Source organism: Segatella copri (genome assembly GCF_019127135.1).
Classification (GTDB): Bacteria; Bacteroidota; Bacteroidia; order Bacteroidales; family Bacteroidaceae; genus Prevotella.
Map to the genome: position 1 here is coordinate 24,208 of NZ_JAHOEA010000013.1, position 24,895 is coordinate 49,102.

General features: G+C 45.9%; 16 protein-coding genes. 15 read left to right on the forward strand and 1 reads right to left on the reverse strand.

The genetic code is table 11. The features are described 5' to 3' along the window. The first annotated feature begins 84 nt into the window (after positions 1 to 84). From dnaJ to rpiB, 14 genes are all read left to right on the forward strand, one after another. Entirely contained in the window at positions 85 to 1,248 is a 1,164-nt protein-coding gene (gene dnaJ / locus KSW37_RS05360) for a molecular chaperone DnaJ (RefSeq protein WP_217313556.1), read from the forward strand. Between the two features lie 100 nt (positions 1,249 to 1,348). Further along, complete coding sequence (locus tag KSW37_RS05365) at positions 1,349 to 2,587, forward strand: bifunctional folylpolyglutamate synthase/dihydrofolate synthase (RefSeq protein ID WP_217313557.1); 1,239 nt, start codon at positions 1,349 to 1,351, stop codon at positions 2,585 to 2,587. Positions 2,588 to 2,698: 111 nt separating this feature from the next. Beyond that, positions 2,699 to 3,784: an aldose epimerase family protein gene (locus KSW37_RS05370; protein ID WP_006846772.1), complete on the forward strand. Its 1,086-nt coding sequence runs from the start codon at positions 2,699 to 2,701 to the stop codon at positions 3,782 to 3,784. A gap of 251 nt (positions 3,785 to 4,035) precedes the next feature. Beyond that, positions 4,036 to 5,361 (forward strand): MFS transporter, encoded by a 1,326-nt coding sequence (locus KSW37_RS05375; protein ID WP_217743426.1) that lies wholly within the window; start codon positions 4,036 to 4,038, stop codon positions 5,359 to 5,361. 96 nt (positions 5,362 to 5,457) lie between these two features. Beyond that, the gene (gene galK / locus KSW37_RS05380) at positions 5,458 to 6,618 is read left to right on the forward strand and encodes a galactokinase (protein WP_217313558.1); all 1,161 of its coding nucleotides are present in this window, start codon (positions 5,458 to 5,460) and stop codon (positions 6,616 to 6,618) included. 211 nt (positions 6,619 to 6,829) lie between these two features. Then, complete coding sequence (locus tag KSW37_RS05385; RefSeq protein ID WP_217743427.1) at positions 6,830 to 8,017, forward strand: aldose epimerase family protein; 1,188 nt, start codon at positions 6,830 to 6,832, stop codon at positions 8,015 to 8,017. Between the two features lie 182 nt (positions 8,018 to 8,199). After that, positions 8,200 to 9,924, forward strand: coding sequence for a sodium:solute symporter (locus tag KSW37_RS05390; protein ID WP_217743428.1), 1,725 nt, complete (start codon positions 8,200 to 8,202; stop codon positions 9,922 to 9,924). A gap of 203 nt (positions 9,925 to 10,127) precedes the next feature. Further along, positions 10,128 to 10,808 carry an NUDIX hydrolase gene (locus KSW37_RS05395; protein WP_217743429.1) on the forward strand — a complete coding sequence of 227 codons (681 nt, stop codon included), beginning with the start codon at positions 10,128 to 10,130 and terminating at the stop codon, positions 10,806 to 10,808. Between the two features lie 27 nt (positions 10,809 to 10,835). After that, positions 10,836 to 11,534: an L-ribulose-5-phosphate 4-epimerase gene (locus KSW37_RS05400; protein ID WP_006846778.1), complete on the forward strand. Its 699-nt coding sequence runs from the start codon at positions 10,836 to 10,838 to the stop codon at positions 11,532 to 11,534. A 65-nt stretch (positions 11,535 to 11,599) separates the two neighbouring features. Then, positions 11,600 to 13,141 carry an L-arabinose isomerase gene (araA, locus tag KSW37_RS05405; RefSeq protein ID WP_217313561.1) on the forward strand — a complete coding sequence of 514 codons (1,542 nt, stop codon included), beginning with the start codon at positions 11,600 to 11,602 and terminating at the stop codon, positions 13,139 to 13,141. A gap of 90 nt (positions 13,142 to 13,231) precedes the next feature. Next, the gene (locus KSW37_RS05410) at positions 13,232 to 14,824 is read left to right on the forward strand and encodes a xylulokinase (protein ID WP_117693120.1); all 1,593 of its coding nucleotides are present in this window, start codon (positions 13,232 to 13,234) and stop codon (positions 14,822 to 14,824) included. A gap of 79 nt (positions 14,825 to 14,903) precedes the next feature. Then, the gene (locus KSW37_RS05415) at positions 14,904 to 16,478 is read left to right on the forward strand and encodes an alpha-N-arabinofuranosidase (protein WP_217313562.1); all 1,575 of its coding nucleotides are present in this window, start codon (positions 14,904 to 14,906) and stop codon (positions 16,476 to 16,478) included. Positions 16,479 to 16,584: 106 nt separating this feature from the next. Further along, positions 16,585 to 18,606, forward strand: a complete 2,022-nt coding sequence (locus tag KSW37_RS05420; RefSeq protein ID WP_022122119.1) for a transketolase family protein — start codon at positions 16,585 to 16,587, stop codon at positions 18,604 to 18,606. 274 nt (positions 18,607 to 18,880) lie between these two features. Further along, on the forward strand, positions 18,881 to 19,324 hold the full coding sequence (gene rpiB / locus KSW37_RS05425) for a ribose 5-phosphate isomerase B (protein WP_006846783.1): 444 nt from the start codon (positions 18,881 to 18,883) through the stop codon (positions 19,322 to 19,324). Positions 19,325 to 19,407: 83 nt separating this feature from the next. On the opposite strand, the gene KSW37_RS05430 is transcribed toward rpiB, so the two are convergent. Continuing rightward, on the reverse strand, positions 19,408 to 21,003 hold the full coding sequence (locus tag KSW37_RS05430; RefSeq protein ID WP_217313563.1) for an ATP-binding protein: 1,596 nt from the start codon (positions 21,001 to 21,003) through the stop codon (positions 19,408 to 19,410). Between the two features lie 491 nt (positions 21,004 to 21,494). On the opposite strand from KSW37_RS05430, the gene KSW37_RS05435 reads away from it, so the two are divergent. Continuing rightward, positions 21,495 to 24,881, forward strand: coding sequence for a helicase-related protein (locus KSW37_RS05435; RefSeq protein ID WP_217313564.1), 3,387 nt, complete (start codon positions 21,495 to 21,497; stop codon positions 24,879 to 24,881). The last annotated feature ends 14 nt before the right edge of the window (positions 24,882 to 24,895 follow it).

A 24,895-nucleotide genomic window follows, 5' to 3' on the forward strand; every position in this document is an offset into this window, starting at 1 on the left:
GAAAGAAATATCAAGAGTTATTTTTCAATATCCAGAACATTCTATTAGAATTCTGTAAGAAAATTCAATATTTGAAATAAGCAAATGGCTAAGAGAGACTATTATGAGGTGCTGGGCGTAGACAAGTCGGCATCAGAAGACGAAATAAAGAAGGCGTATCGAAAGATTGCCATCAAGTATCACCCAGACCGCAACCCTGGCAACAAAGAGGCGGAAGAGAAATTCAAGGAAGCTGCCGAAGCTTACGAAGTTCTACACGATGCCCAGAAGCGCCAGCAATATGACCAGTTTGGTTTCAATGGTCCACAAGGTGGATTCGGCGGATTCGGTGGTGGTGCCAGCATGGATATGAACGACATCTTCTCTATGTTTGGAGATATCTTTGGCGGACACGGCGGTTTCAGCGGCTTTGGTGGCGGCGGATTCGGTGGCGGCTCACAGAAGCGGGTTTACCAGGGTGGCGACCTTCGCGTAAGAGTAAAACTGACTCTCCAAGAGGCAGCAACAGGTGTTACCAAGCGCTTCAAGATTCGCAAGGATGTAACTTGCTCTGCATGTCACGGAACAGGTTGCGAAGGTGGTGCCCAGCCAGAAACATGTTCGGAATGTCATGGAAGCGGCTATGTCTTAAAGACGGTGCGCAGTATGTTCGGCATGATGCAAACTCAGGCTGCATGCACAAAGTGTGGCGGTGAGGGAACTATCATCAAGAACAAATGTAAGGAATGCGGTGGCGACGGAATCGTGAAGGGCGAGGAACTCGTAGAAATCAATATTCCTGCAGGTGTCGACAACGATATGGTTGTTACCGTTGAAGGAAAGGGTAACCAAGGCAAGCACAATGGTCTCTACGGAAACCTACAGGTAATGGTGAGCGTAGAAAAGAACGATGATTTCGAGCGTGTAGGTCAGGACTTATACCATAATCTTGTTCTTGACTTTGCAACTGCCACTTTGGGTGGCGAGGTAGAAGTCCCTACCTTGGATGGCAAGACAAAGATCAAAATAGAACCTGGCACACAACCAGGCAAACAGATTCGTTTGCGTGGCAAAGGTATGCCGGCTATTCAGGGATATGGTTATGGCCGTGGTGATATTATCGTCAATATTACCGTTTTCGTACCTACCTCTCTGACCAAGGAAGAAAAGAATCTTGTAGTGAAATTCAAGGAATGCGATAATTTCAAAGCAGATAATGCAGAGAAGAAGTCTCTCTTTGAAAGTTTCAAGAACCTCTTTAAAAAATAAACAGTAAAGAGCAATCCCCGAAGAGGGCGAACTATCTTCGAAAGAACGGTTCGCTCTTTTCGGGGATTATCTGTATATATAATAAGGTATAACATATAACATGAATTATCAAGAAACTGTTGAATATCTTTTCACCAGCACGCCGGTTTTTGAAAAGATTGGAGCCAAGGCATACAAACCTGGGCTTGATACGATGTATAAAATGGATGAACACTTCGAACATCCTCATAACCAATATAAATGTATCCACATTGCAGGAACCAACGGAAAAGGTTCATCATCCCATACCCTTGCTGCAATCCTGCAGAGCCAGGGCTATAAGGTCGGCCTGTTCACATCTCCACATCTTGTAGATTTCAGAGAACGCATTCGCGTAAATGGTGAGATGGTAAGCGAAGAGTATGTAATCGACTTTGTAGAAAACAACCGGAAATTCTTCGAACCGCTACATCCTTCGTTCTTTGAACTGACCACCATGATGGCATTTCAGTATTTTGCAGAACAAAAGGTAGACTTTGCCGTCATCGAAGTTGGATTGGGAGGAAGACTAGACAGTACCAACATCATCACTCCTATCCTATCCGTTATCACGAACATCAGTTTTGACCACACCCAATTCCTCGGGAATACACTCGGTGAGATTGCAGGCGAAAAGGCGGGCATCATCAAACCACAGATTCCTGTCGTTATTGGCGAATGGAACGAAGAGACCCAACCTGTGTTCATCCAAAAAGCCCATGAGCAGAATTCTCCTATCCATTTTGCACTGGCAGCAGACGCAGACATAAACTTCGAACTGAAAGGCAACTATCAGAAAAAGAACTTCGGCACCATATCCGCAGCCGTAGAATGCCTGAAGGAAGAAGGAATAGAAATCAAAGATCAAAGCATAAAGAACGGCTTTGAACATGTATGCGAGCTGACAGGCCTACGCGGCAGATGGGAAAAACTCAACGAGCACCCTCTCACCATCTGTGATACGGGACATAACCTTGCCGGATGGGAGTATCTGGAACCTCAGATTGCATCCATCAAAGCCGATACGAAACATATTGTCTTCGGAATGGTTGATGACAAAGATGTAGAGCATGTAATGGGACTATTAGAAAAGTTGCCAAAAGAAAGCACGATTTTCTATTGGACGCAGCCATCAACCAAAAGAGCGATTCCTGTAGACAAATTATACGGATACGCGCAAAAGCACGGCTTAAACGGAACATGCTATCAAACTATCGCACAGGCATTTAACAAAGCAAAAGCAAACGCAAAAAAAGATGATTTTATCTTTATTGGCGGATCAAGTTACGTCGTTGCCGATTTGCTATCAGAATCATTTTAGGATTTTTTAAATCAAAAAGTTCATAAAATATTTGTAATACTCATTTTTTTTTAGTTACTTTGCAGTACATTACTTAAACCAAAGTAAGGTAACTAAAAAAAGTGAGATATTATGAATACAGAACCAGCAAATAAGTGTGGTTTGAAAAGAGAAGATTTTCAGACCACAGTGAATGGTAAGAAGACTGATCTCTTCGTGTTAAGAAACAAGCAAGGCAACGAAGTTGCAGTGACTAACTATGGTGGAGCAGTCGTAGCCATCATGATGCCTGACAAGGATGGCAACTATGCCAACCTCATCCAAGGCCATGACAACATACAGGACGTCATCAACTCACCAGAGCCATTCTTGAGTGTGCTCATCGGTCGTTATGGCAACCGTATTAAAGAAGGCAAGTTCATACTTCACGGCAAGGAGTATCACTTGGCATGCAACGATGGTCCCAACCACCTGCATGGTGGACCTACAGGTTTCCACACCAAAGTTTGGGATGCAACCCGCATGAGTGATAGCGCTGTCGTGTTGAAATACACGAGCCCTTATGGTGAAGAAGGCTTCACTGGTGAGTTGACAGTTTGGGTAGCTTACACATTGACCGATGACAATGAGTTCGTTATCAAGTATCAGGCTACAACCAACAAGACAACCATCTGCAACCTGACACATCACGCTTTCTTCTCAATCCAGGGTATTGCTAATCCTACCCCAACAGTTGACAATATCATCTGTGAGGTGAACGCAAACTACTATCTCCCTATCGATAAGTATTCTATCCCTACAGGTGAGATTTTGAAGGTTGAGGGCACACCATTCGATTTCCGTACACCAAAGCCTATTGGTCAGGACATCAATGCAGACAACGAGCAGATCAAGAATGGTCAGGGCTATGACCACAACTATGTATTGAACAAGACAGAAGAAGGTGAGTTGAGTTTCGCTGCCCGTATAAAAGACCCTGTAAGCTGCCGTACCATGGAGGTTTATACCACAGAACCAGGTTTGCAGATGTACACAGGTAATTTCCTTGCAGGTATCTCAGGACAGTTTGGTGCAACATTCCCACGTCGCAGTGCAGTCTGCTTCGAGGCACAGAAGTTCCCAGACACTCCAAATCACACCTATTTCCCAAGTTGCAGATTAAATCCGGGTGAAACATACACCCAGAAGACAATCTATAAGTTTGGAATTGACAAATAAATCAGAATAAATCATGGAGCAGGTACTCTAAACAGCACTTGCTCCATTTTCGCGCTTGAATGACAAAATCTATCCAGCGCGACAACAATCTTAAAGAGAAGTCTTAACGTCTTTAAAGAAGAAACAACCTCTTAGAAAAAAAGAGTAGCAACCTCTTTACCATAAAAGAGAATTAATAACCTCTTCAAAAAGAGTATAAACAAGCTTTTCGCAAATAATAATAACAAATAACAATATCAACTATCAAAAAAATGGAAAACCAAAGTAAAAATGGCAATATCATCGCTATTATCACGATGATGTTCCTCTACGCCATGATTTCGTTCGTAACGAATTTGGCTGCTCCTATCGGAGTTATTTGGAAAAATGTATTCGCTGACAGCGGAAGTGCCAACATGATCGGTATGTTGGGTAACGCCATGAACTTCTTGGCTTACCTCTTCATGGGTATCCCTGCAGGTAAGTTGCTCACCAAGATCGGTTACAAGAAGACAGCCCTCACCGGTATCGCTACCGGATTCGTAGGCGTGCTCATCCAGTTCCTTTCCGGTAAGTTCGGTGCCGATATCTCAGGCTTCGCTGTTTACCTCTTCGGTGCGTTCATCTCAGGTTTCGCAGTATGTATTTTGAATACTGTTGTTAACCCAATGTTGAACCTTATCGGTGGTGGTGGTAACCGCGGTAACCAGCTGAATCTCATCGGTGGTACATTGAACAGTTTATCTGGCACTTTAACCCCAATGCTCGTAGGTGCCCTTATCGGTACAGTTACTGCTAACACCAAAATGGTAGATGTAAACCTCGTACTTTACATTGCCCTTGCCGTATTCGCAGCAGCATTCGTTATCTTGAACTTCATCCCTATTCAGGATCCAGAGATGGGTAAGACTACAGACAAGACTGTATTCGAGCATTCACCATGGGCTTTCCGCCACTTCAACCTCGGCGTTATCGCAATCTTCGTTTATGTAGGTGTTGAGGTAGGCATTCCTGGAACATTGAACTTCTACATTTCTGATACTACAGCAAATGGTGGTGGTTTCATCAATGGTACAGCCTTGGCAAATGCAGCAGCTATCGGTGGTTTCGTTGCAGGTACATATTGGCTCCTGATGCTGGTTGGTCGTCTTTGCTCCAGCTTTATTGCTGACAAGGTATCTAGCCGCATGATGATGATGATTGCCAATGGTGCAGGTATGATCTTTATCGTCCTCGCCGTACTTCTCGGCAAGTCAACAACAGTAGAAATGCCTGTATTTACAGGTACATCATTCCAGATGGTAACAGTGCCTGTCGCTGCTATGTTCCTGGTACTCTGCGGTCTCTGCACTTCCATCATGTGGTCTTCTATCTTCAACCTTGCTACTGAGGGTCTTGGCAAGTATACAGCCCAGGCTTCAGGTATCTTCATGATGATGGTAGTAGGTGGCGGATTGATGCCATTGGTACAGAACTTCATCGCAGACAACGCTGGCTATATGGCTAGTTACATTGTGCCTCTCATCTGTATGGCATACATGTTCTTCTATGCTGTAGCTGGTTGCAAGAACATCAACAAGGATATTCCTGTTGATTAATAACACGAAATAAATTAGCCCTAAGGCATATAAAGTCTTAGGGCTAAATCATATAATCAAATCTTAAATAACAACCCAACAAAAACTTAACTAATTATGGATATTGAAAAAGTAAGAAGCCGCTTCATCAAGCATTTCGATGGTAAAACAGGTAACATCTACATGTCACCAGGTCGTATTAACTTGATTGGTGAGCATACCGATTATAATGGTGGATTTGTTTTCCCAGGTGCAGTAGATAAGGGTATCATGGCAGAAATCCGTCCTAACGGAACAGATACCGTCATGCTCTACTCTATCGACTTGAAAGATCGTGTAGAATTCAAGGTTAATGATCCTGAAGGTCCACGCGCTTCATGGGCACGTTATATCTATGGTGTTTGCCAGGAGATGAAGGCTTTGGGCGTTGACGTGAAGGGTTTCAATGCAGCATTCTATGGTGATGTGCCTCTCGGTGCAGGTATGTCTTCTTCTGCTGCTCTTGAAAGCTGTTTTGCTTTTGCTTTGAACGACCTCTTTGGTGACAACAAGGTTTCTAAATGGGATCTCGTTCTCGCAGGTCAGGCTACAGAGCACAAGTATGTAGGTGTTAACTGCGGTATCATGGACCAGTTCGCTTCTGTTTTCGGTAAGGAAGGTAAGTTGATGCGTCTTGATTGCAACAGCCGCGAATTTGAATACTTCCCATTCGAACCTAAGGGCTACAAGCTCTGCTTGGTAAACTCTAAGGTAAAGCACGAGTTGGCAGGTTCTCCATACAACGACCGTCGCAACTCTTGCGAAAATGTTGTTAAGCACATTGCAGCAAAGCACCCAGAAGCTAAGTTCGAAACTCTCCGTGATTGCACATGGGAGCAGCTGGAGGAAGTTCGCGCTGAGGTTGGCGAAGAGGATTACAACCGCGCTCACTTCGTATTGGGCGAAAAGGACCGCGTTTTGGCAGTCTGCGATGCTCTTGAGAAGGGTGACTACGAGACTGTAGGTCAGAAGATGTACGAGACTCACCACGGCTTGAGCAAGGAATACGAGGTTAGCTGCGAGGAACTCGACTTCTTGAATGAAGTGGCTAAGGAGAATGGTGTTACTGGTAGCCGTATCATGGGCGGTGGCTTCGGTGGCTGCACCATCAACTTGGTAAAGGACGATATCTACGACAAGTTCGTTGCGGACGTTACAGCTAAGTTCACAGCCAAATATGGTCATGCTCCAGAGATTTACCCTGTAATCATCTCTGAGGGTTCTCACAAGGTTTGCTAATATATATATTATATATTAATATAAGGAACTGCAGTTAGTATTTGCTAACTGCAGTTTTTTTGTTCCAAATAAGCCAAAAAAAGGCGTTTTCATACAAATAGTGTTAAAAAGACACTTTAGCAGAAAAAAAGTTAGGGAAAACGCTTGCAGATTCGAAATAAAATTGTAATTTTACACCCAAAATGAATAGACAATAAAAAACAGCCTAAAAATGAGTACATTTAAGACCCTATTTATGGGAGTTGGTTTTGCGGCTATCGCTACCCTCTCAGCTTGTTCATCAAGCAGCAATGCAAGTCTCACACAATCTGGTTTGAATCCAGCAGATTTCGATTCAACAGTATTGGGCAAGAAGACTGAGTTAGTAACTCTCAAGAATGCAAACGGCATGGAAGTTTGCCTCACCAATTATGGTGGACGTGTCGTTTCCATTTCCGTTCCTGATAAGAACGGAAAGCCAACGGATGTGGTTCTGGGTTACGACAACATACACCAGTATGCTGACACACTTAACTCTCCTTCGGATTATGGTTCTTCTGTAGGACGTTATGCCAACCGTATCAAGGATGCTAAACTTTCACTTGCTGGTTCAACATACCAGTTGAAGGCAAATGATAATGGCAACTGCCTGCATGGTGGTGGTGCTACAGGATGGTTGAACCAGGTTTACGACATTACAGAGAAAAACGACTCATCCGTTACCTTCACTATCAATGCGAAGGATGGCGAGAATGGATTCCCTGGCAACGTAACAGCAACAGCTAAGTATACCGTCAAGAGTAACAACACACTCGACATCGAGTTTGGTGCCACAACAGACAAAGAAACCGTTGTCAACATGACCAACCACAGTTACTTTAACTTGAACGGCGATCCATCTAAGGAAGGTTTCGATCAGGTAATGTACATCAATGCAGATAAGTTTACTCCTGCAGATTCACTTTACATCCCAACAGGTGAAATCAAGAGCGTAGAAGGAACCCCTATGGATTTCCGTACACCTGCAGAAATCGGCAAGAAGGTAGATTATAACTTTGACCAGATTAAGAATGCCACAGGTTACGACCACAACTGGTGTTTGAACACATATAAGGATGGTAAGGGCGATGACAAAACAGTTTGTGCAAGCCTCTACTCACCAAAGAGCGGTATCCTTCTTGAAGTATTTACCAACGAGCCTGGTATTCAGGTCTACACTGGTAACTTCCAAGGTACAGGTATTGCCTGCAAGCATGGCATCAAGTATCCTAAACACGTAAGCGTTTGCTTCGAGAGCCAGAAATATCCTGATTCTCCAACCAAGATTGCTCAGGGTGTAAAGGATTGGACAGATGCCACATTGAAGCCAGGAGAGAAATACTATTCTCACCTCGCTTACAAATTCAGCGTTAAAAAGTAAGCGTAAGTTAGTTTAAAAGTTAGCGAACCGGCGGATAAAATCCGCCGGAACAGCTAACATCCAACAAGAAGTTTTCGCAATGACAAAAAACGAAATGTGCTGGATAAGAAACTAACATAATAAGCATCCAATAAAAGAGAAAAACAAACAAATAATAATAAACAAACAATCTTATAGTAATTATGAATTGGAATTCAACAGAATTCGTATGGCTTGATTGGGCTGTACTCGCCATTGGTGTAATCGGCGTAATTTGGGCTGTCTGGCACGCAATCGTGAAAGACAGAAAGGCTCAGAAAGGTGAAGACTCTTCTGCTTATCTCTTCGGTAAGGGTGAGCCATGGTATGTAATCGGTATGGCTATTTTTGCTGCCAACATTGGTTCTGAGCACCTCGTTGGTTTGGCAGGTACAGGTGCCAAGAGTGGTGTCGGTATGGCACACTGGGAGATGCAGGGTTGGATGATCCTCATCCTCGGTTGGTTGTTCGTACCTTTCTATCAGTTGCTCATCAACAAGATGGGTAAAATCATCACCATGCCAGACTTCCTGAAGTTCCGCTATACCCAGCGCACAGGTTCATGGCTCTCTATCATCACCCTCGTAGCTTACATCCTTACTAAGGTGAGTGTTACAGCCCTTACAGGTGGTATCTTCTTTGAATATCTTTGGGGCTTGAACTTTTGGGCTGGTGCCATCGGCTTGATTATCCTCACTACCATCTTCACCGTATTCGGTGGTATGAAGGGTGTGATGACATTGTCAACCATCCAGACTCCTATCCTCGTCATCGGTTCTTTCCTCGTACTCTTCCTCGGTCTCTCTACCCTCGGCGGTGGCAGCATCTCTGCCGGTTGGGCCGACATGATGGATTACTGCGGCAAGCTGAACAATGGTTATGGTACAACTCACATGTTCCACTGGGAGGCTGGTGACTCTATGTATCAGGAATATCCTGGTTTCGTAGTATTCATCGGTGCAACCATCATCGGTTTCTGGTACTGGTGTACAGACCAGCACATCGTTCAGCGTGTACTCGGTCAGGTTCCTGGCGAGAGCAACGTAGAGGTTATGAAGCGTGCCCGCCGCGGTACTATCGCAGCCGGTTTCTTCAAGGTACTCCCTTGCTTCATGTTCCTGATTCCAGGTATGATTGCAGCCGCTTTGGCTCAGAAGGGCGCTATCCAGATGAACGAGACTGATGCAGCCTTCGCCATCATGGTAAAGACCGTACTTCCTGCAGGTATCAAGGGAATCGTAACTATCGGTTTCATCTGTGCATTGGTTGCTTCATTGGCAGCATTCTTCAATAGTTGTGCTACCCTCTTCACCGAGGACTTCTACAAGCCATTGAAGAAGGGCATGTCTGAGGCTCACTACGTACTCGTTGGCCGTATCGCTACCGTTGTAGTTGTGGTTCTTGGTTTCGCATGGTTGCCAATCATGATGAAGATGGATACATTGTACAATTATCTCCAGGGTATCCAGTCACTCCTGGCTCCAGCCATGGTAGCCGTATTTGCAATGGGTATCTTCTTCAAGAAGATTACTCCAAAGGCAGGTGAATACACCATGATTACCGGTTTCCTCATCGGTATGCTCCGCCTCGTTACCAACGTCATCACTGATACAGGTAAGGCAACAATGGATGGTGCATTCTGGGATTACACCGCATGGTTCTGGCAGACCAACTGGCTCGTATTCGAGTGCTGGTTGCTCGTATTCCTCATCATCTTCATGATAGTAGTAAGCTGCTTCACTCCAGCTCCAAGCAAGGAGCAGGTAGAGGCAATCACCTTCACATCAGACTTCAAGAAGTCTATCCGTGAGAGTTGGAGTGCCTTCGATATTGTCGGTACACTCGTAGTAATCGGCCTCTGCGCAGCATTCTACGCATACTTCTGGTAAAATATTATTCCCATCAGGAGTAAGAAGTGAGGAGTCTGGAATTTTCTCAAAAATCAGACAAAACAGTTTTCTGTTGAAAAAAACGCAATCCTTACTTCTCCTTCTTACTCCTTGATATTCTCTCGAAGCCGCTCTCTGAAGAGCAAGCACAAAGAATACAACTATACATACATTGAATCATTACATCAAAACAGCAAAAGACCATGACCCAGTTTTATAATGAATACTCCAAAGTATTAGTATCCGTCGATTGTATCATTTTCGGTTTCAACGGTAGCAACCTCCAGGTACTGATAGGTAAACGCAAGATGGACCCAGGAAGAGGCGAATGGTCACTCTATGGTGGTTTCGTTGGTGCAACAGAAAATCTAGAAGATGCAGCCAACAGAGTCATCCTGGAACTTACTGGAATGAAAAACCTCTATATAAGACAAGTAGGAGCTTTCGGCCGCATCGACCGTGACCCAGGTGAGCGAGTTATCTCTATCGCCTATTGCACTCTCATCAATGTGAAAGACTATGACGACAGCCTCCGTGTAGAACACGGATTGGAATGGGTTAGTCTGAATGAACTTCCAGAACTTTACTCAGACCACAAACTCATGATTCGCAATGCTATCGCTCAGATACGCCGCCGTATCAATCATGAGCCATTAAGTTTCAAACTCCTCCCCGACCTCTTTACCCTGACACAGCTTCAGCACGTATTCGAGGCAGTAATAGGCGAAGAGATTGACAAGCGCAACTTCCGCAAACGCGTGAAGGATATCGACTTCATCGAGAAGACAGAACTCATCGATAAAGTCAACTCGAAACGAGGCGCCGCCCTCTACCGCTTCAACAAGAAAGCATACGAGGAAGACCCATCGTTCAACTTGAAATAGAATAAACAACTTTAAACAAAAGATATTATGTTAGAAGAATTAAAAGAAAAAGTGTTCAAGGCAAACCTTGATCTCGTTAAGCACAACCTCGTGCTCTTTACATGGGGTAATGTGAGCGGAATCGACCGCGAAAAAGGTCTGGTTGTCATCAAGCCATCTGGCGTCGACTATGACACCATGAAGGCTAGCGATATGGTAGTGGTAGACTTGGAAACAGGTAAGGTAGTAGAAGGCGATCTGAACCCTTCATCTGATACTCCAACCCACTTGGTTCTCTACCGCGCATTCCCTGAGTTGGGTGGCGTAGTTCATACCCACTCTACTTATGCTACAGCTTGGGCACAGGCTGGCTTGGACATCCCTAACATTGGTACAACTCATGCTGATTACTTCCACGATTGCATCCCTTGCACTGATGCGATGACCGAGGATATGATGGCAGAATATGAGCACAACACAGGTGTTGTCATCGTTGATCGTTTCAAGAAAGACAACATCAACCCGGTTCATACTCCGGGCGTATTGGTTAAGAACCATGGTCCTTTCACATGGGGTAAGGATGCTGACCAGGCTGTTTATCACGCAGTAGTAGCTGAACAGGTGGCAAAAATGGCTTTCATCTCATTCTCTGTGAATCCAAACACCACCATGAACCCATTGCTCGTAGAGAAGCACTTCAACCGCAAGCACGGCCCTAACGCTTACTACGGACAGAAAAAGCACTAATCAACAGTGCTTCAAATAAAGATAATAAATCACATAAACAATAACAATTGATACAACAAACAATCATGATTAAAGCATTTGAAAATTTAGAGGTTTGGTTTGTAACTGGTGCACAGCTTCTTTACGGAGGCGAAACAGTTAAGATAGTAGATGGTCACTCAAAGGACATGGTAGATGGTCTGAACAATAGTGGCATCATTCCAATCAAAGTAGTTTACAAGGGCACAGCTAACTCTTCTGCAGAGGTAGAGGCTGTCATGAAGGCTGCCAACAACGACGAGAAGTGTGTAGGTATCATCACATGGATGCACACCTTCTCTCCTGCTAAAATGTGGATCAAGGGCTTGCAGGCTCTCGAGAAGCCTCTCCTCCACTTCCACACTCAGTACAACGCAGAACTCCCTTGGGATTCTATCGACATGGACTTCATGAACCTCAACCAGTCTGCTCACGGCGACATCGAGTTCGGTCACATCTGCACCCGTATGCGCATCCCTAGAAAGGTAGTTGTAGGCTACTGGAAGAGCGAAGAGGCTCAGAAGCAGATTGCAACATGGGCTCGTGTTGCTGCCGGTGTTGCTGATGCTCACAACGTACGCTGCCTCATGTTCGGTATGAACATGAACAACGTAGCCGTAACAGATGGCGACCGCGTAGAGTTCGAACAGCGCTTGGGTTACCACGTAGATTACTATCCAGTATCTTCACTCATGGAGTACTACAAGAAGGTAACTGATGCAGAGGCTGATGCCCTCGTTGAGGAGTACAAGAAAGAGTACACCATCAAGATCGATGAGTCTGGCGAGGAAGTTTATTGGGAGAAGGTGAAGAACGCAGCTAAGGCTGAGATCGCTCTCCGTCGCGTATTGAAGGATGAGAATGCAGTAGCATTCACAACCAACTTTGATGACCTCGGTGACGCAGACATCGACGATCCAAACTTCTGCGGTTTCGACCAGATTCCAGGTTTGGCTTCACAGCGCCTGATGGCAGAGGGCTATGGTTTCGGTGCAGAGGGTGACTGGAAGACAGCTTGCCTCTACCGCACACTTTGGGTTATGAACCAGGGCTTGGAGAAGGGTTGCTCATTCCTCGAGGACTATACACTGAACTTCGCTGAGGACCGCACATCAAGCCTCCAGAGCCACATGCTCGAGGTTTGCCCATTGATCGCTTCAGACAAGCCAAAGCTCGAGGTTCACTTCCTCGGCATCGGTATCCGCAAGCAGCAGACAGCTCGCCTCGTGTTCACATCTAAGACTGGTAAGGGTGTTAAGGCAACAGTAGTTGACCTCGGCAATCGTTTCCGTCTCATCGCAAGTGAGGTAGAGTGCATCGAGCCAAAGGCAATGCCTAAGCTTCCTGTAGCTTCTGCTCTTTGGGTTCCACAGCCAACATTCGAGATTGGTGCAGGTGCTTGGATCCTCGCTGGTGGTACTCACCACAGTGCATTCTCTTACGATATCACTGCTGAGTACTGGGAGGACTTCTGCGAGATTCTGGGTATTGAGTTCGTTAACATCGACAAGAACACAACAATCAGCAGCTTCAAGCAGCAGCTCCGCAACAACGAGATTTATTACATGCTCAACAAGGCGTTGAGATAATTTAAGTGAAGAGTGAAGAACGAAGAGTGAAAAATCCGAATGATTTTCAAGGCTTTACCCTTTGTTCTTTACATTAAACATTTAAAAGAAATGAGCGCAAAAACTATTATAGAATCAGGTAAGGCCATTCTCGGTATCGAGTTTGGATCTACCCGAATCAAGGCTGTCTTGATTGACACCGACAACAACCCTATCGCACAGGGTAGCTTTGAGTGGGAAAATCAGTTGGTTGATGGCTTGTGGACTTACAGCATCGACACCATCTGGAAAGGTCTGCAGGATTGCTACGCTGACCTCCGCAAGAACGTGAAGGCTGAGTACGACTGCGAAATCAAGCAGTTGGCTGCCATCGGTATTTCTGCGATGATGCACGGCTATATGGCATTCGGCAAGGATGAGAACATCCTCGTTCCTTTCCGCACATGGCGTAACACCAATACAGCCAAGGCTGCAGCTGAACTTTCAGAACTCTTCCACTTCAACATCCCATTGCGTTGGAGTATCTCTCACGTATATCAGGCTATCCTGAATGGTGAGGATCACATCAACAAGATTGACTTCCTTACAACTCTCGCCGGTTATATCCACTGGCAGCTCACAGGCAAGAAGGTGCTTGGCGTAGGCGATGCATCAGGTATGCTCCCAATCGACTCTAACACCAACAACTACGATGCTGAGATGGTAGCTAAGTTCGATAAACTCATCGAACCTAAGAACCTGGGCTGGAAGATTCTCGACATTCTCCCAGAGGTACTGAACGCAGGCGAAGACGCTGGTGTATTGACCGAGGAAGGTGCAAAGAAGCTCGACCCATCTGGCACACTTCAGGCAGGCACTCCACTCTGTCCTCCAGAGGGTGATGCTGGTACTGGTATGGTAGCAACCAACGCTGTCCGTCAGCGCACAGGAAACGTCAGTGCAGGTACTTCTTCTTTCTCTATGATCGTATTGGAGAAAGCCTTGAGCCAACCTTACGAAGTCATTGATATGGTGACTACTCCTGATGGTAGCCCTGTAGCAATGGTTCACTGCAACAACTGTACTTCAGACCTCAATGCATGGGTAGGTTTGTTCAAGCAGTATCAGGAGTTGCTCGGTGTTCCTGTAGATATGAACGAGGTATTCGGAAAGCTCTACAACCATGCTCTTGAAGGCGATGCAGATTGCGGTGGCTTGATTGCTTACAACTATATCTCTGGTGAGCCTGTAACAGGTCTTGCAGAAGGTCGCCCAATGTTCGTACGTTCTGCCAACGACCACTTCAATCTTGCCAATTTCATGCGTGCCAACCTCTACGCTTCAGTAGCTGTACTGAAGATTGGTAACGATGTATTGTTCAAGGACGAGAAGGTACAGGTAGACCGCATCACCGGTCATGGCGGTTTGTTCAAGACCAAGGGTGTAGGTCAGCGCATCCTCGCTGCAGCCATCAATTCCCCTATCTCTGTCATGGAGACAGCAGGCGAAGGTGGTGCATGGGGTATCGCCCTTCTCGCAGGTTATCTCGTTAACAACGAAGAGAAGTTGAGCCTTGCAGATTATCTCGACAAGAAAGTATTCGCAGGCAATACTGGTGTAGAGATTGCACCTACTGCAGAAGATGTTGCTGGTTTCGATAAGTACATCGAAACTTACAAGGCTGGTCTTGCTATCGAAAAGGCAGCAGTTGAGAACAAAAAGTAACTAAACGATAAATACGTTTGTGGGGATTATACCTCCACAAACGTATTATACTAAAAATCAACAACAAATAATAAGAACAATGATGAAGAAACTTTTCGCTACCACATTGCTTTCTACAGCAGTTGCATTCTCAGCTCAAGCTCAGGATGTTACAGGAACAATCCATGCCAACCAAGGAACACAGAAAATCAATAAGGAGATTTACGGCCAGTTTGCCGAGCATCTCGGAAGTTGTATCTATGGCGGACTTTGGGTAGGTCCTGATTCTAAGATTCCTAACACACAGGGTTACCGCAACGACGTGTTCCAAGCCCTCAAGGACCTGAAAGTGCCTGTATTAAGATGGCCTGGAGGATGCTTCGCTGACGAGTATCACTGGATGGATGGTATCGGTCCACGTGAGAACCGACCAAAGATGCAGAACAACAACTGGGGAGGTACCATTGAGGACAACTCTTTCGGTACACACGAGTTTCTGAATCTCTGCGAGATGTTGGGTTGCGAACCTTACATCAGCGGAAACGTGGGTTCCGGCACTGTTGAGGAATTAGCCAAGTGGGTGGAATATATGACCAGCGATGGCGATACTCCTATGGCAAAACTTCGCCGACAGAACGGCCGCGACAAGGCATGGAAGGTAAAATACTTAGGTATTGGTAACGAAAGTTGGGGATGCGGTGGCAACATGCGTCCTGAATATTATTCAGATCTTTTCCGCCGCTACTCTGTTTATTGCCGCAACTATGACGGCAACCAGCTCTATAAGATAGCATCTGGAGCGAGCGATTACGATTATAACTGGACTAAGGTATTGATGGATCGTATCGGCAACCGTGCCAACGCCATCTCTCTACATTATTATACAGTAGCCGGCTGGACAGGCAGCAAGGGTTCTGCCACCAAGTTCAACAATGAGGATTACTACTGGACCCTGGGCAAGGCGCTCGGCATAGAAGATGTTATCAAGAAGCATGAAGCTATCATGGACAAGGCTGATCCAAAGAAGCAGGTAGCCCTCCTCGTTGACGAATGGGGAACCTGGTGGGATGAGGAGCCTGGCACTATCAAGGGCCACCTCTATCAGCAGAACTGTATGCGCGATGCCTTCGTTGCTGCACTCTCGCTGAATGTATTCCACCGTCATGCAGAACGTGTGAAGATGACCAACATCGCACAGATTGTCAACGTGCTCCAGTCTATGATTCTGACTGATACAAAGGGAACAGGTCACATGGTTCTGACTCCAACCTATCATGTATTCAACATGTACAAGGACTTCCAGGAGGCAACCTATCTCCCAATGGATGTAAAGTGCGACTCTATGGATGTTCGCGGCGATGATCACGCAAGAGATGGAAGAAAGATTCCATTGGTATCTACTTCAGCAGCCAAGAAGGCAGACGGAACCATCGTGGTTGCTCTTGCCAATGTCAGTCTTGACAAGGCTCAGCAGGTAGAGTTCAATCTGGATGGTGCAGCTGCTCCAAAAACTGTAACAGGACAGATTCTTTCCTGCAACAAGGTGAGCGATTACAACGACTTCGCACACCCGGATGTAGTGAAGCCTGCAGTTTTTAAGGATGCAAAAGTAAAGAAAAACACCCTTAAGGTAAAAATTCCTGCAAAATCTATCGTAGTTTTGAAAATAAAATAGTATCTTTGAAGGCGAAAAAAGGAAGTATCCTTCTTTTGAGTAGCCTTCAGAGCTAGAAAAACAAGAATATTTCAGCAGAAATAACAATTATAATTAATATAAGATTATGAACGACATTAAAGTAATGAATCATGCAGCAGATAACATCCGTATCTTGGCTGCTTCAATGGTAGAAAAGGCAAACTCAGGTCACCCAGGTGGTGCTATGGGTGGTTCTGACTTCATCAACGTGCTCTTCTCTGAGTACCTGGTTTATGATCCAGCTGATCCAACATGGACTGGCCGCGACCGCTTCTTCCTCGACCCAGGTCACATGAGCCCAATGCTTTATGCTGGTTTGGCTTTGCGTGGTTTCTTCTCAATGGAAGACCTCAAGCAGTTCCGCCAGTGGGGTTCTGTAACTCCAGGTCACCCAGAGCTCGACCTTCAGCGTGGTATCGAGAACTCATCTGGTCCTCTTGGTCAGGGTCATGCCCTCGCAGCTGGTGCAGCTGTTGCTGAGAAGTTCCTTGAGGCTCGTCTGGGTTCAACCATGATGCAGCACAAGATCTACGCATACATTTCTGATGGTGCTGTAGAGGAGGAAATCTCTCAGGGTGTAGGTCGTATCGCCGGCAACCTCGGTTTGAACAACCTCATCATGTTCTACGATTCTAACGACATCCAGCTCTCTACAGAGTGTGGCGTTGTAATGAACGAGGATACAGAGATGAAGTACAAGGCTTGGGGCTGGAATGTCATCAAGATCAACGGTAACGACGTGGCTCAGATTCGTGAGGCGCTCGATGCTGCTCAGAAGGAGCAGGATCGCCCTACCCTCATCATCGGTAAGACCGTAATGGGTAAGGGTGCCCTCCGCGCAGACGGTACAAGTTACGAGGCTTGCATCAATACTCACGGTGCTCCTCTCGGTGGCGATGCTTACGTTAATACAATCAAGCACTTGGGTGGTGATCCTGAGAATGCATTTGTTATCTTCGACGATGTAAAGGAAATCTACGCTAAGCGTGCAGAGGAGTTGAAGAAGATTGTTGCAGAGCGCAAGGCTGCAGAGGCTGAGTGGCGCAAGGCTAATCCAGAGAAGGCTGCCCAGATGGATGAGTGGTTCAGCGGCAAGGCTCCTAAGGTAGACTGGAGCAAGGTTGAGCAGAAGGCTGGTTCAGCTACACGTGCAGCATCTGCTGCTTGTCTTGGCGTTTTGGCAGAGCAGGTTCCTAACATGATCTGTGCTTCAGCTGACCTTTCTAACTCAGATAAGACAGATGGTTTCTTGAAGAAGACCAAGAGCATCGTTCGTGGTGATTTCTCAGGTGCTTTCTTCCAGGCAGGTGTTGCTGAGTTGACTATGGCAGATATGTGTATCGGTATGATGCTCCACGGTGGTGTGGTTGCAGCAATGGGTACATTCTTCGTATTCTCTGATTATATGAAGCCAGCTGTTCGTCTCGCTGCCCTGATGCAGGTTCCTGTTAAGTTTATCTGGACTCACGATGCATTCCGCGTTGGTGAGGACGGACCTACTCACGAGCCAGTTGAGCAGGAGGCTCAGATCCGCTTGATGGAGAAGTTGAAGAACCACGCAGGCAAGGACAGCGTTCGCGTATTCCGTCCAGCTGATGCTGACGAGACTACAGTTTGCTGGAAGCTCGCTATGGAGAATGTTGAGACTCCTACAGCGCTCATCTTCTCTCGCCAGGGCATCGCTAAGTTGCCAGAGGGTACAGACTACGAGCAGGCAGCCAAGGGTGCTTACATCGTAGCTGGTAGCGACGAGAATCCAGACGTTATCCTCGTAGCAAGTGGTTCTGAGGTTTCTACATTGGAGGCTGGTTGCGAGGCTTTGCGTGCCGACGGCATCAAGGTTCGCGTGGTAAGTGCTCCATCAGAGGGTTTGTTCCGCGGTCAGAGCAAGGAATATCAGGAGAGCGTATTGCCAAAGAACGCTAAGATCTTCGGTATGACTGCCGGTCTTCCTGTAACACTCCAGGGTCTCGTAGGCGCTAATGGTAAGGTTTGGGGTATGGAGAGCTTCGGTTTCTCAGCTCCTTACAAGGTACTTGATGAGAAGCTCGGTTACACAGGCGAGAACGTTTACAAGCAGGTAAAGGCTTTCTTGGCTGAAGCATAAAGTTAAGTGAAGAGTGAAGAACGAAGAGTGAAGAATTCAACAGTTTTTATTTTCGGATAATCCTTTGAATCATCTTCTGCTTTTCGCACTTCACTCTCCTTTTCATATTTATCAGGAGGGTCATGTTTCGTATTTCATGTAAGATGATTTTCGAATGTTATCCCTCTATATATTTTATTAACCTTGTGAAGCGATGAAGCAGGTATGCGAGAGAAAAAGGATTTGAATTCTTCACTCTCCACTCTTCGTTCTTCACTTAAAAAACTTAAGTATTATGGAAGTAAAGACAGTTGGTATTGCATGCGATCACGCAGGTTTTCCATTGAAGCAATTTGTTTTGGAATATTTGGAAAAGAAGGGTTATCCTGTAAAGGATTATGGTACATACAGCGATGCGAGTGTAGACTATCCTGACTTCGGTCATGCTCTTGCTAAAGGCATTGAGAGCGGCGAAGTTTATCCAGGTATCGGCATTTGCGGTAGCGGCGAAGGTATCGCCATGACATTGAATAAGCATCAGGGTGTACGTGCCGGATTGGCATGGTGCAAAGAGATTGCTCATTTGGTTCGTCAGCACAACGATGCCAACGTATTGGTACTTCCAGGTCGTTTCGTAGACAACAAGACCGCCGAGGCTATTCTCGACGAGTTCTTTGCCACAACATTCGAGGGTGGTCGTCACGAGCGTCGCGTCAAGAAGATTCCTGTTCAGCAGTAAAGTTCTGAATGGATTAAAAAGAATTAAGGCTGAGTCATCGCATGATGGCTCAGCCTATTTTTATGTTAACAAGTAGTAGAATTTCAGCCTTCAATCTTCCAATCTTCAATGGTTCCCGTTTCTGAAGAGAAACTACATCCTATTTTAAAGAGTTTTCTTTTATCATTGGCATACTCACGGGCATATCCCCTATTATTAATTTGCAACAATGCCTCCTGAGCTGTTCCGTCAAGTTTGAACTCAAAGATATAGATAAACTTCGAGGTCTCAACTATGCAATCTACCCTACCCTGACTCTGTACCTTTTCCGTATAAACCGTATATGTGCTCAAAAGTCGTAGCAGGAGATAAAATGTATAATGAAAATAACGCTCCTTCTCCCGTTCTGAATCCTTACGGCGCATCGTATAAGGAATACTTGAAAGAAAAGCAGTCAGATGGACTTGAAAATCATCCAGGTGACCTTTCCTTAAAGCAGAGATTGCCGTAACTATCCAATTATCTATATTGTCTTTCGGCTCCAAATAATTGTTAGCCATCAGAGTAACAAAGCCACGCTTTACCTCATCGTTCGGATAATCTAACAAAAAAGTATTCATGTCACTATCATAATCCTTGATGGTAAGATAACCGCTCTGAAATATCATAGGCAAAGGCTTCTCCTTATCTGCACGATAATCAACAAACTGATCGGTCATATAATACTTACCCGTCAACTCATCCAGATTCTCATCAAAATGATTCAACAAACGGACCAGATAGGTAGGTGTTCCTGTGCGAAACCAATAATCCTGAACATCCTGCTTATCAAATGTGTTCAGAATGCTGAAAGGATTATAAACACCCTTCATCCTTTTGCTAAAATGATATCCATCGAAACGCTTTTTCAATACCGCCCGCATCTTCTCACCAGTATAGTCATAAACAGCAGCCAACTCCTCTATCTGTTGCGAGAAAGTCTGTTCCAGTTCTTCATCTGTAATACCACAAATAGTATCATACTTAGGCGACATGCTGATATCATTAGGCTGATTAAAATCACTGAACACACTTACTTGCGAGAACTTAGTGACACCGGTAAGGAAAACGAATTGCAGATGTTTGTCAGCTCCCTTAAAGGTGGAATAGAAAGCGCGAAGCATGTTTCTGTTTTTCTCCTCCAAAGTTATCTGTTCCCCCAAATGCTCTACCATATATCCCGTATCCATCACGTCGAGCAGCGGTTTGTCATATTCGTCCACCAGGACCACGGCACGCAGCCCAGTCTGACGATGAGCTTCTTCCAAAACTTTTTTAAATCTCAGGTTATAATCGGTAACCCCCGGTTCACGCTCTATCTGATATTTTCTTTCCCATCCCGAGAGATAGAACTCGAATATCTGATTGAGAGCATCTTCATTAGCATAAGAACCTGTTCCGAAATCTATATGAAACACAGGATAGGTTTTCCATTCCGTCTCCAGTTTTTCGATGGCAAGTCCTTTGAACAGTTCTTTTTTGCCTAGGAAATAGTTCTCGAAGGTAGAGATAAGAAGACTCTTTCCGAATCGTCGGGGACGACCCAGAAAATAGACAGTACTTCCATGTGCCAAGGAATACACCATAGCCGTTTTATCAACATAAACGTAACCTTCTTCACGCAGATGATCAAACGATTGTAAGCCTATAGGATATCTCATATTATCTTCATTTTACATTTCATCTGCAAAGCTACTCATTTTTTTTTGAATAACAAAGAAAAAGTTGGGATTATTTTTTGCCATTTCGATAAAATGTAATACCTTTGTGCCCAAGTATGGCGAGGCAAATGCCAAACCTGCTCTATTTTCGTGGGTTAACGATTAGATTCGTATCGATTCGACTGGAAGTTCTAAACAGAATAGCTCCTACCAAAGCAAAATTCAACAAGTGTGAACTGAAAGTGAGAATGGATGCGCCTAGATATGGCGTATCCTCTCCTTTTGTATTTCACACTTTAGGCCATCTGTGGTAGGAGCTGCCTTGTTTAGAGATACAACAAGGTGGAGGGTACGCTCTTTTTATTCCCTCGAAAAGACATTTTGAGAATTTACAGATTTCAGTAACAAGATTTAAAGCTCCTACCAATTATGCAAACAAATCTAAAGATTGAAACTGCTAGAGATTGTTGTACCCTATAAACAGCAATCACATGGCTCGTATCTATGACAACCTGGAAACCAAGTTCACCGATGGGCTCCAGGGCATTATTTCCAACGTGGGCGTAAAACGCGTTGATTTCTGCGTGGGTTACTTCAACCTGCGCGGCTGGAACCTTATAGTCAATGAGGTTGACCAGCTATCCGGTGATTTCGTATATGAACAGAACGACCGCATATTCCGCACCTGCCGACTCCTTATCGGCATGCACCGACCAGACGAAGACCTCGTTCGAAGTCTCTATTCCGGTAAGAAACAACTGCCCGATGCCGAGTATGTGCAGAAATGCAGAATAGCCATTGCCCGAGACTTCAAGAAGCAGCTCCTGCTTGGACTCCCGTCGAAAAACGACGAATGGACGCTCCGCCGACTCTCCGCACAAATGAAAGAAGAGAAAGTATGCGTCAGGCTCTATCTTCGAGAGCCCCTGCATGCCAAACTCTATCTCGCATATCGGCCAGACGACAACTTCAACCCCATCCAGGCCATCATGGGTAGCAGTAACCTTACCTACTCCGGATTAACCCGACAGGGAGAGCTGAATGCAGAGTTTGCCGATAGCGACAGTGCAGAGAAACTTTCAGAATGGTTTGATGCAAGATGGAACGACAAGTTCTGCATCGACATCACCAAAGAACTGATTGATGCCATCGACAACAGTTGGGCAGGCGAAGAAGATATTCCACCTTATTATATTTATCTCAAGACGGTGTATCATCTCAGTCAGGAAGCACGTTCGGGCATCAAGGAGTTCACGCTTCCGCCCGAATTCCGCAACACCCTTTTCGATTTCCAGCAGAATGCTGTAAAGATAGCAGCCAAGCATCTTAACAACGACAAGCGAAACGGAGCCATGATAGGCGATGTGGTGGGTTTGGGAAAGACCATCACCGCCTGCGCCATCGCCAAAATCTACGAGATGACGTACGCCAGCAGCACCCTCATCATCTGTCCAGCCAACCTACAGGACATGTGGGCTAAATACAAACAGAAATACGATCTGAAGGCAGACATCGTCTCGATGCAGAAACCCATTGATGTGGAGAACACCTGGAACTACCGACTGATTATCGTAGATGAAAGCCATAACTTGCGCAACAGCAGCGGAAAACGATATCACAACATCCAGGAATTGATTCATAAACTGGATTGCAAAACCCTGCTGCTTACCGCTACTCCATATAACAAGGATTTCTCCGACCTGGCCAACCAGCTGAAGCTTTTCCTGAGCGACGACCAGGATCTTGGTATCCGCCCAGAAGCTTACATCCAAAGTCTGGGAGGCGAGCGAGAGTTTCAGCGCAAGCATAGCGACATCCACATCCGCAGCATCAAATCATTTGAACAAAGCGACAAGACTGATGATTGGAGCGAACTGATGAAGCTCTTCCTGGTTCGCCGCACCCGCACCTTCATTAAAGATAACTTTGCCTTAACAGACGAGAGCAATGGTCGGAAATACCTGCAGTTCCCGGATGGAAGCAAGTCGTACTTCCCCGACCGCATACCGAAAGCCCTGAAGTTCAAGACACAACAGGGCGACCAGTATAGCCGCCTCTATTCAGAAAAAATGGTAGCGATGATGGAAGAACTGCTGCTGCCACGCTATGGGCTTACCAAATATCTGAATGAAGCCAAGGCAGAAGAAGCCTCCCGAGCCGAAAAACAGCTCATCGAGAACCTCTCAAAAGCTGGTCAGCGCATCATGGGATTCTGCAAGAGCACCTTCTTCAAGCGAATGGACAGCAGCGGTTTCGCCTTCCTGCTCACCCTGAAGCGCCACATCCTGCGCAACGCCATCTTCCTCTATGCCATCGACAACAAACTCAATCTGCCCATCGGCGATGAGAACTCCCTACCCGATGACTTCATGGAAGATGAAGATGCCAACGGAATGTTTGATATGGGTGATGATAACCAGGACAGCGATGACCTCATCATCCCTACCGACATGGAATACTACGAGCAGAAAGCCAAAAAACACTATGAACTGCTGATGCAGAAGAATAATGTAAACTGGCTCAACAGCAAGTACTTCAAGCGAACACTCAAGCAGAATCTCAAGAAAGATTGCCAATGCATCATCAAGATGATTCAGCTCTGCGGACAATGGAAAACGAAGGAAGACCAGAAACTCAACGAACTGTACAAGCTCGTAACAGAAACCTATCCGAAAGACAAGATAGTGCTCTTCACCCAGTACTCCGACACCGCCAAGTATCTCTGCCGCCAACTCCGCAAGAAGAATGTAAAACGGATAGACATCGCTACGGGCGACAGCAAGAACACCACCAACATCGTGGAACATTTCTCGCCAGTGAGCAACGAGAAAAGCTATCCTGCCGACCAGCAGAGCCGAATCCTCATCGCCACCGATGTACTGAGCGAAGGTCAGAATCTGCAGGATGCGCACATCATCATCAACTACGACCTGCCATGGGCGATTATCCGACTCATTCAGAGAGCCGGACGTGTGGACCGTATCGGACAGCAGAGCGACCACATAGACTGCTATTCCTTCTTCCCTGCCGATGGTGTGGAACAGGTTATCAACCTGCGTAAGCGCCTGAACGACCGCATCAACGAGGCAGCCAACGTAGTGGGAAGCGACGAGGTGTTCTTCGAGGGCAACGAGCAAAACCTGCGAGATATGTATAATGAAAAAAGCGGCTCGCTCGACGATGTGGACGACAACGATGTGGACCTGGCTTCACAGGCATACCAGATATGGAAGAATGCCACCGATGCCAAACCCGAACTGAAACGCATCATCCCACACCTGAGCAACATGATCAATGCCACCAAGGCTACTACCGACAGACTGAACGATGGCGTCATCACCTATGCCCAGACCCGAAGCGGATTCGATGTGCTCTCCTGGTACAACAGCAAGGGCGAAATCGTGAGCCAGTCGCAGAAGCGCATTCTCCAGGCCATGGAATGCGATGCCGCCGAGCCCAATGTGGAACCAGCCGACCATCATTACGACCTGGTGAAGAAAGCCATAGACAACATCGGTGACGAGAACACGCATGTAGGCGGCATTCTGGGCAGCAGATTCAGTACCCGCTACAAGATTATCCAGCGATTGGAGCGATATTACGAAAAGCCTGTAGATCTCTTCTTCTCCGACGAGAACAAGGAAGAGCTGAAATATGCCATCAACGACATCTACAACTATCCGCTCCAGGAAACCGCCAAGTTTAATCTGGGAAGAATGATGCGACAGAACAACGTGAGCAACGATGACCTGGTGGAGTATGTGCTCGACATGCGCAAAAATAACCAACTCTGCATCATCGACGAAGATACCAACTCCAACAAAGAGCCGAAAATCATCTGTTCGATGGGTTTGAGATGGAGAGAATCTCATTCATAACAATTCAAGACAAA

Bases quoted from the DNA above. Each gene is read 5' to 3' on its own strand.
- KSW37_RS05410 (WP_117693120.1), top strand. From the start codon at position 13,232: ATGAGCGCAAAAACTATTATAGAATCAGGTAAGGCCATTCTCGGTATC.
- KSW37_RS05365 (WP_217313557.1), top strand. From the start codon at position 1,349: ATGAATTATCAAGAAACTGTTGAATATCTTTTCACCAGCACGCCGGTT.
- rpiB (WP_006846783.1), top strand. From the start codon at position 18,881: ATGGAAGTAAAGACAGTTGGTATTGCATGCGATCACGCAGGTTTTCCA.
- KSW37_RS05435 (WP_217313564.1), top strand. From the start codon at position 21,495: ATGGCTCGTATCTATGACAACCTGGAAACCAAGTTCACCGATGGGCTC.
- KSW37_RS05430 (WP_217313563.1), bottom strand. From the start codon at position 21,003: ATGAGATATCCTATAGGCTTACAATCGTTTGATCATCTGCGTGAAGAA.
- KSW37_RS05400 (WP_006846778.1), top strand. From the start codon at position 10,836: ATGTTAGAAGAATTAAAAGAAAAAGTGTTCAAGGCAAACCTTGATCTC.
- KSW37_RS05420 (WP_022122119.1), top strand. From the start codon at position 16,585: ATGAACGACATTAAAGTAATGAATCATGCAGCAGATAACATCCGTATC.
- dnaJ (WP_217313556.1), top strand. From the start codon at position 85: ATGGCTAAGAGAGACTATTATGAGGTGCTGGGCGTAGACAAGTCGGCA.
- KSW37_RS05390 (WP_217743428.1), top strand. From the start codon at position 8,200: ATGAATTGGAATTCAACAGAATTCGTATGGCTTGATTGGGCTGTACTC.
- KSW37_RS05370 (WP_006846772.1), top strand. From the start codon at position 2,699: ATGAATACAGAACCAGCAAATAAGTGTGGTTTGAAAAGAGAAGATTTT.
- KSW37_RS05415 (WP_217313562.1), top strand. From the start codon at position 14,904: ATGATGAAGAAACTTTTCGCTACCACATTGCTTTCTACAGCAGTTGCA.
- araA (WP_217313561.1), top strand. From the start codon at position 11,600: ATGATTAAAGCATTTGAAAATTTAGAGGTTTGGTTTGTAACTGGTGCA.
- galK (WP_217313558.1), top strand. From the start codon at position 5,458: ATGGATATTGAAAAAGTAAGAAGCCGCTTCATCAAGCATTTCGATGGT.
- KSW37_RS05385 (WP_217743427.1), top strand. From the start codon at position 6,830: ATGAGTACATTTAAGACCCTATTTATGGGAGTTGGTTTTGCGGCTATC.
- KSW37_RS05375 (WP_217743426.1), top strand. From the start codon at position 4,036: ATGGAAAACCAAAGTAAAAATGGCAATATCATCGCTATTATCACGATG.
- KSW37_RS05395 (WP_217743429.1), top strand. From the start codon at position 10,128: ATGACCCAGTTTTATAATGAATACTCCAAAGTATTAGTATCCGTCGAT.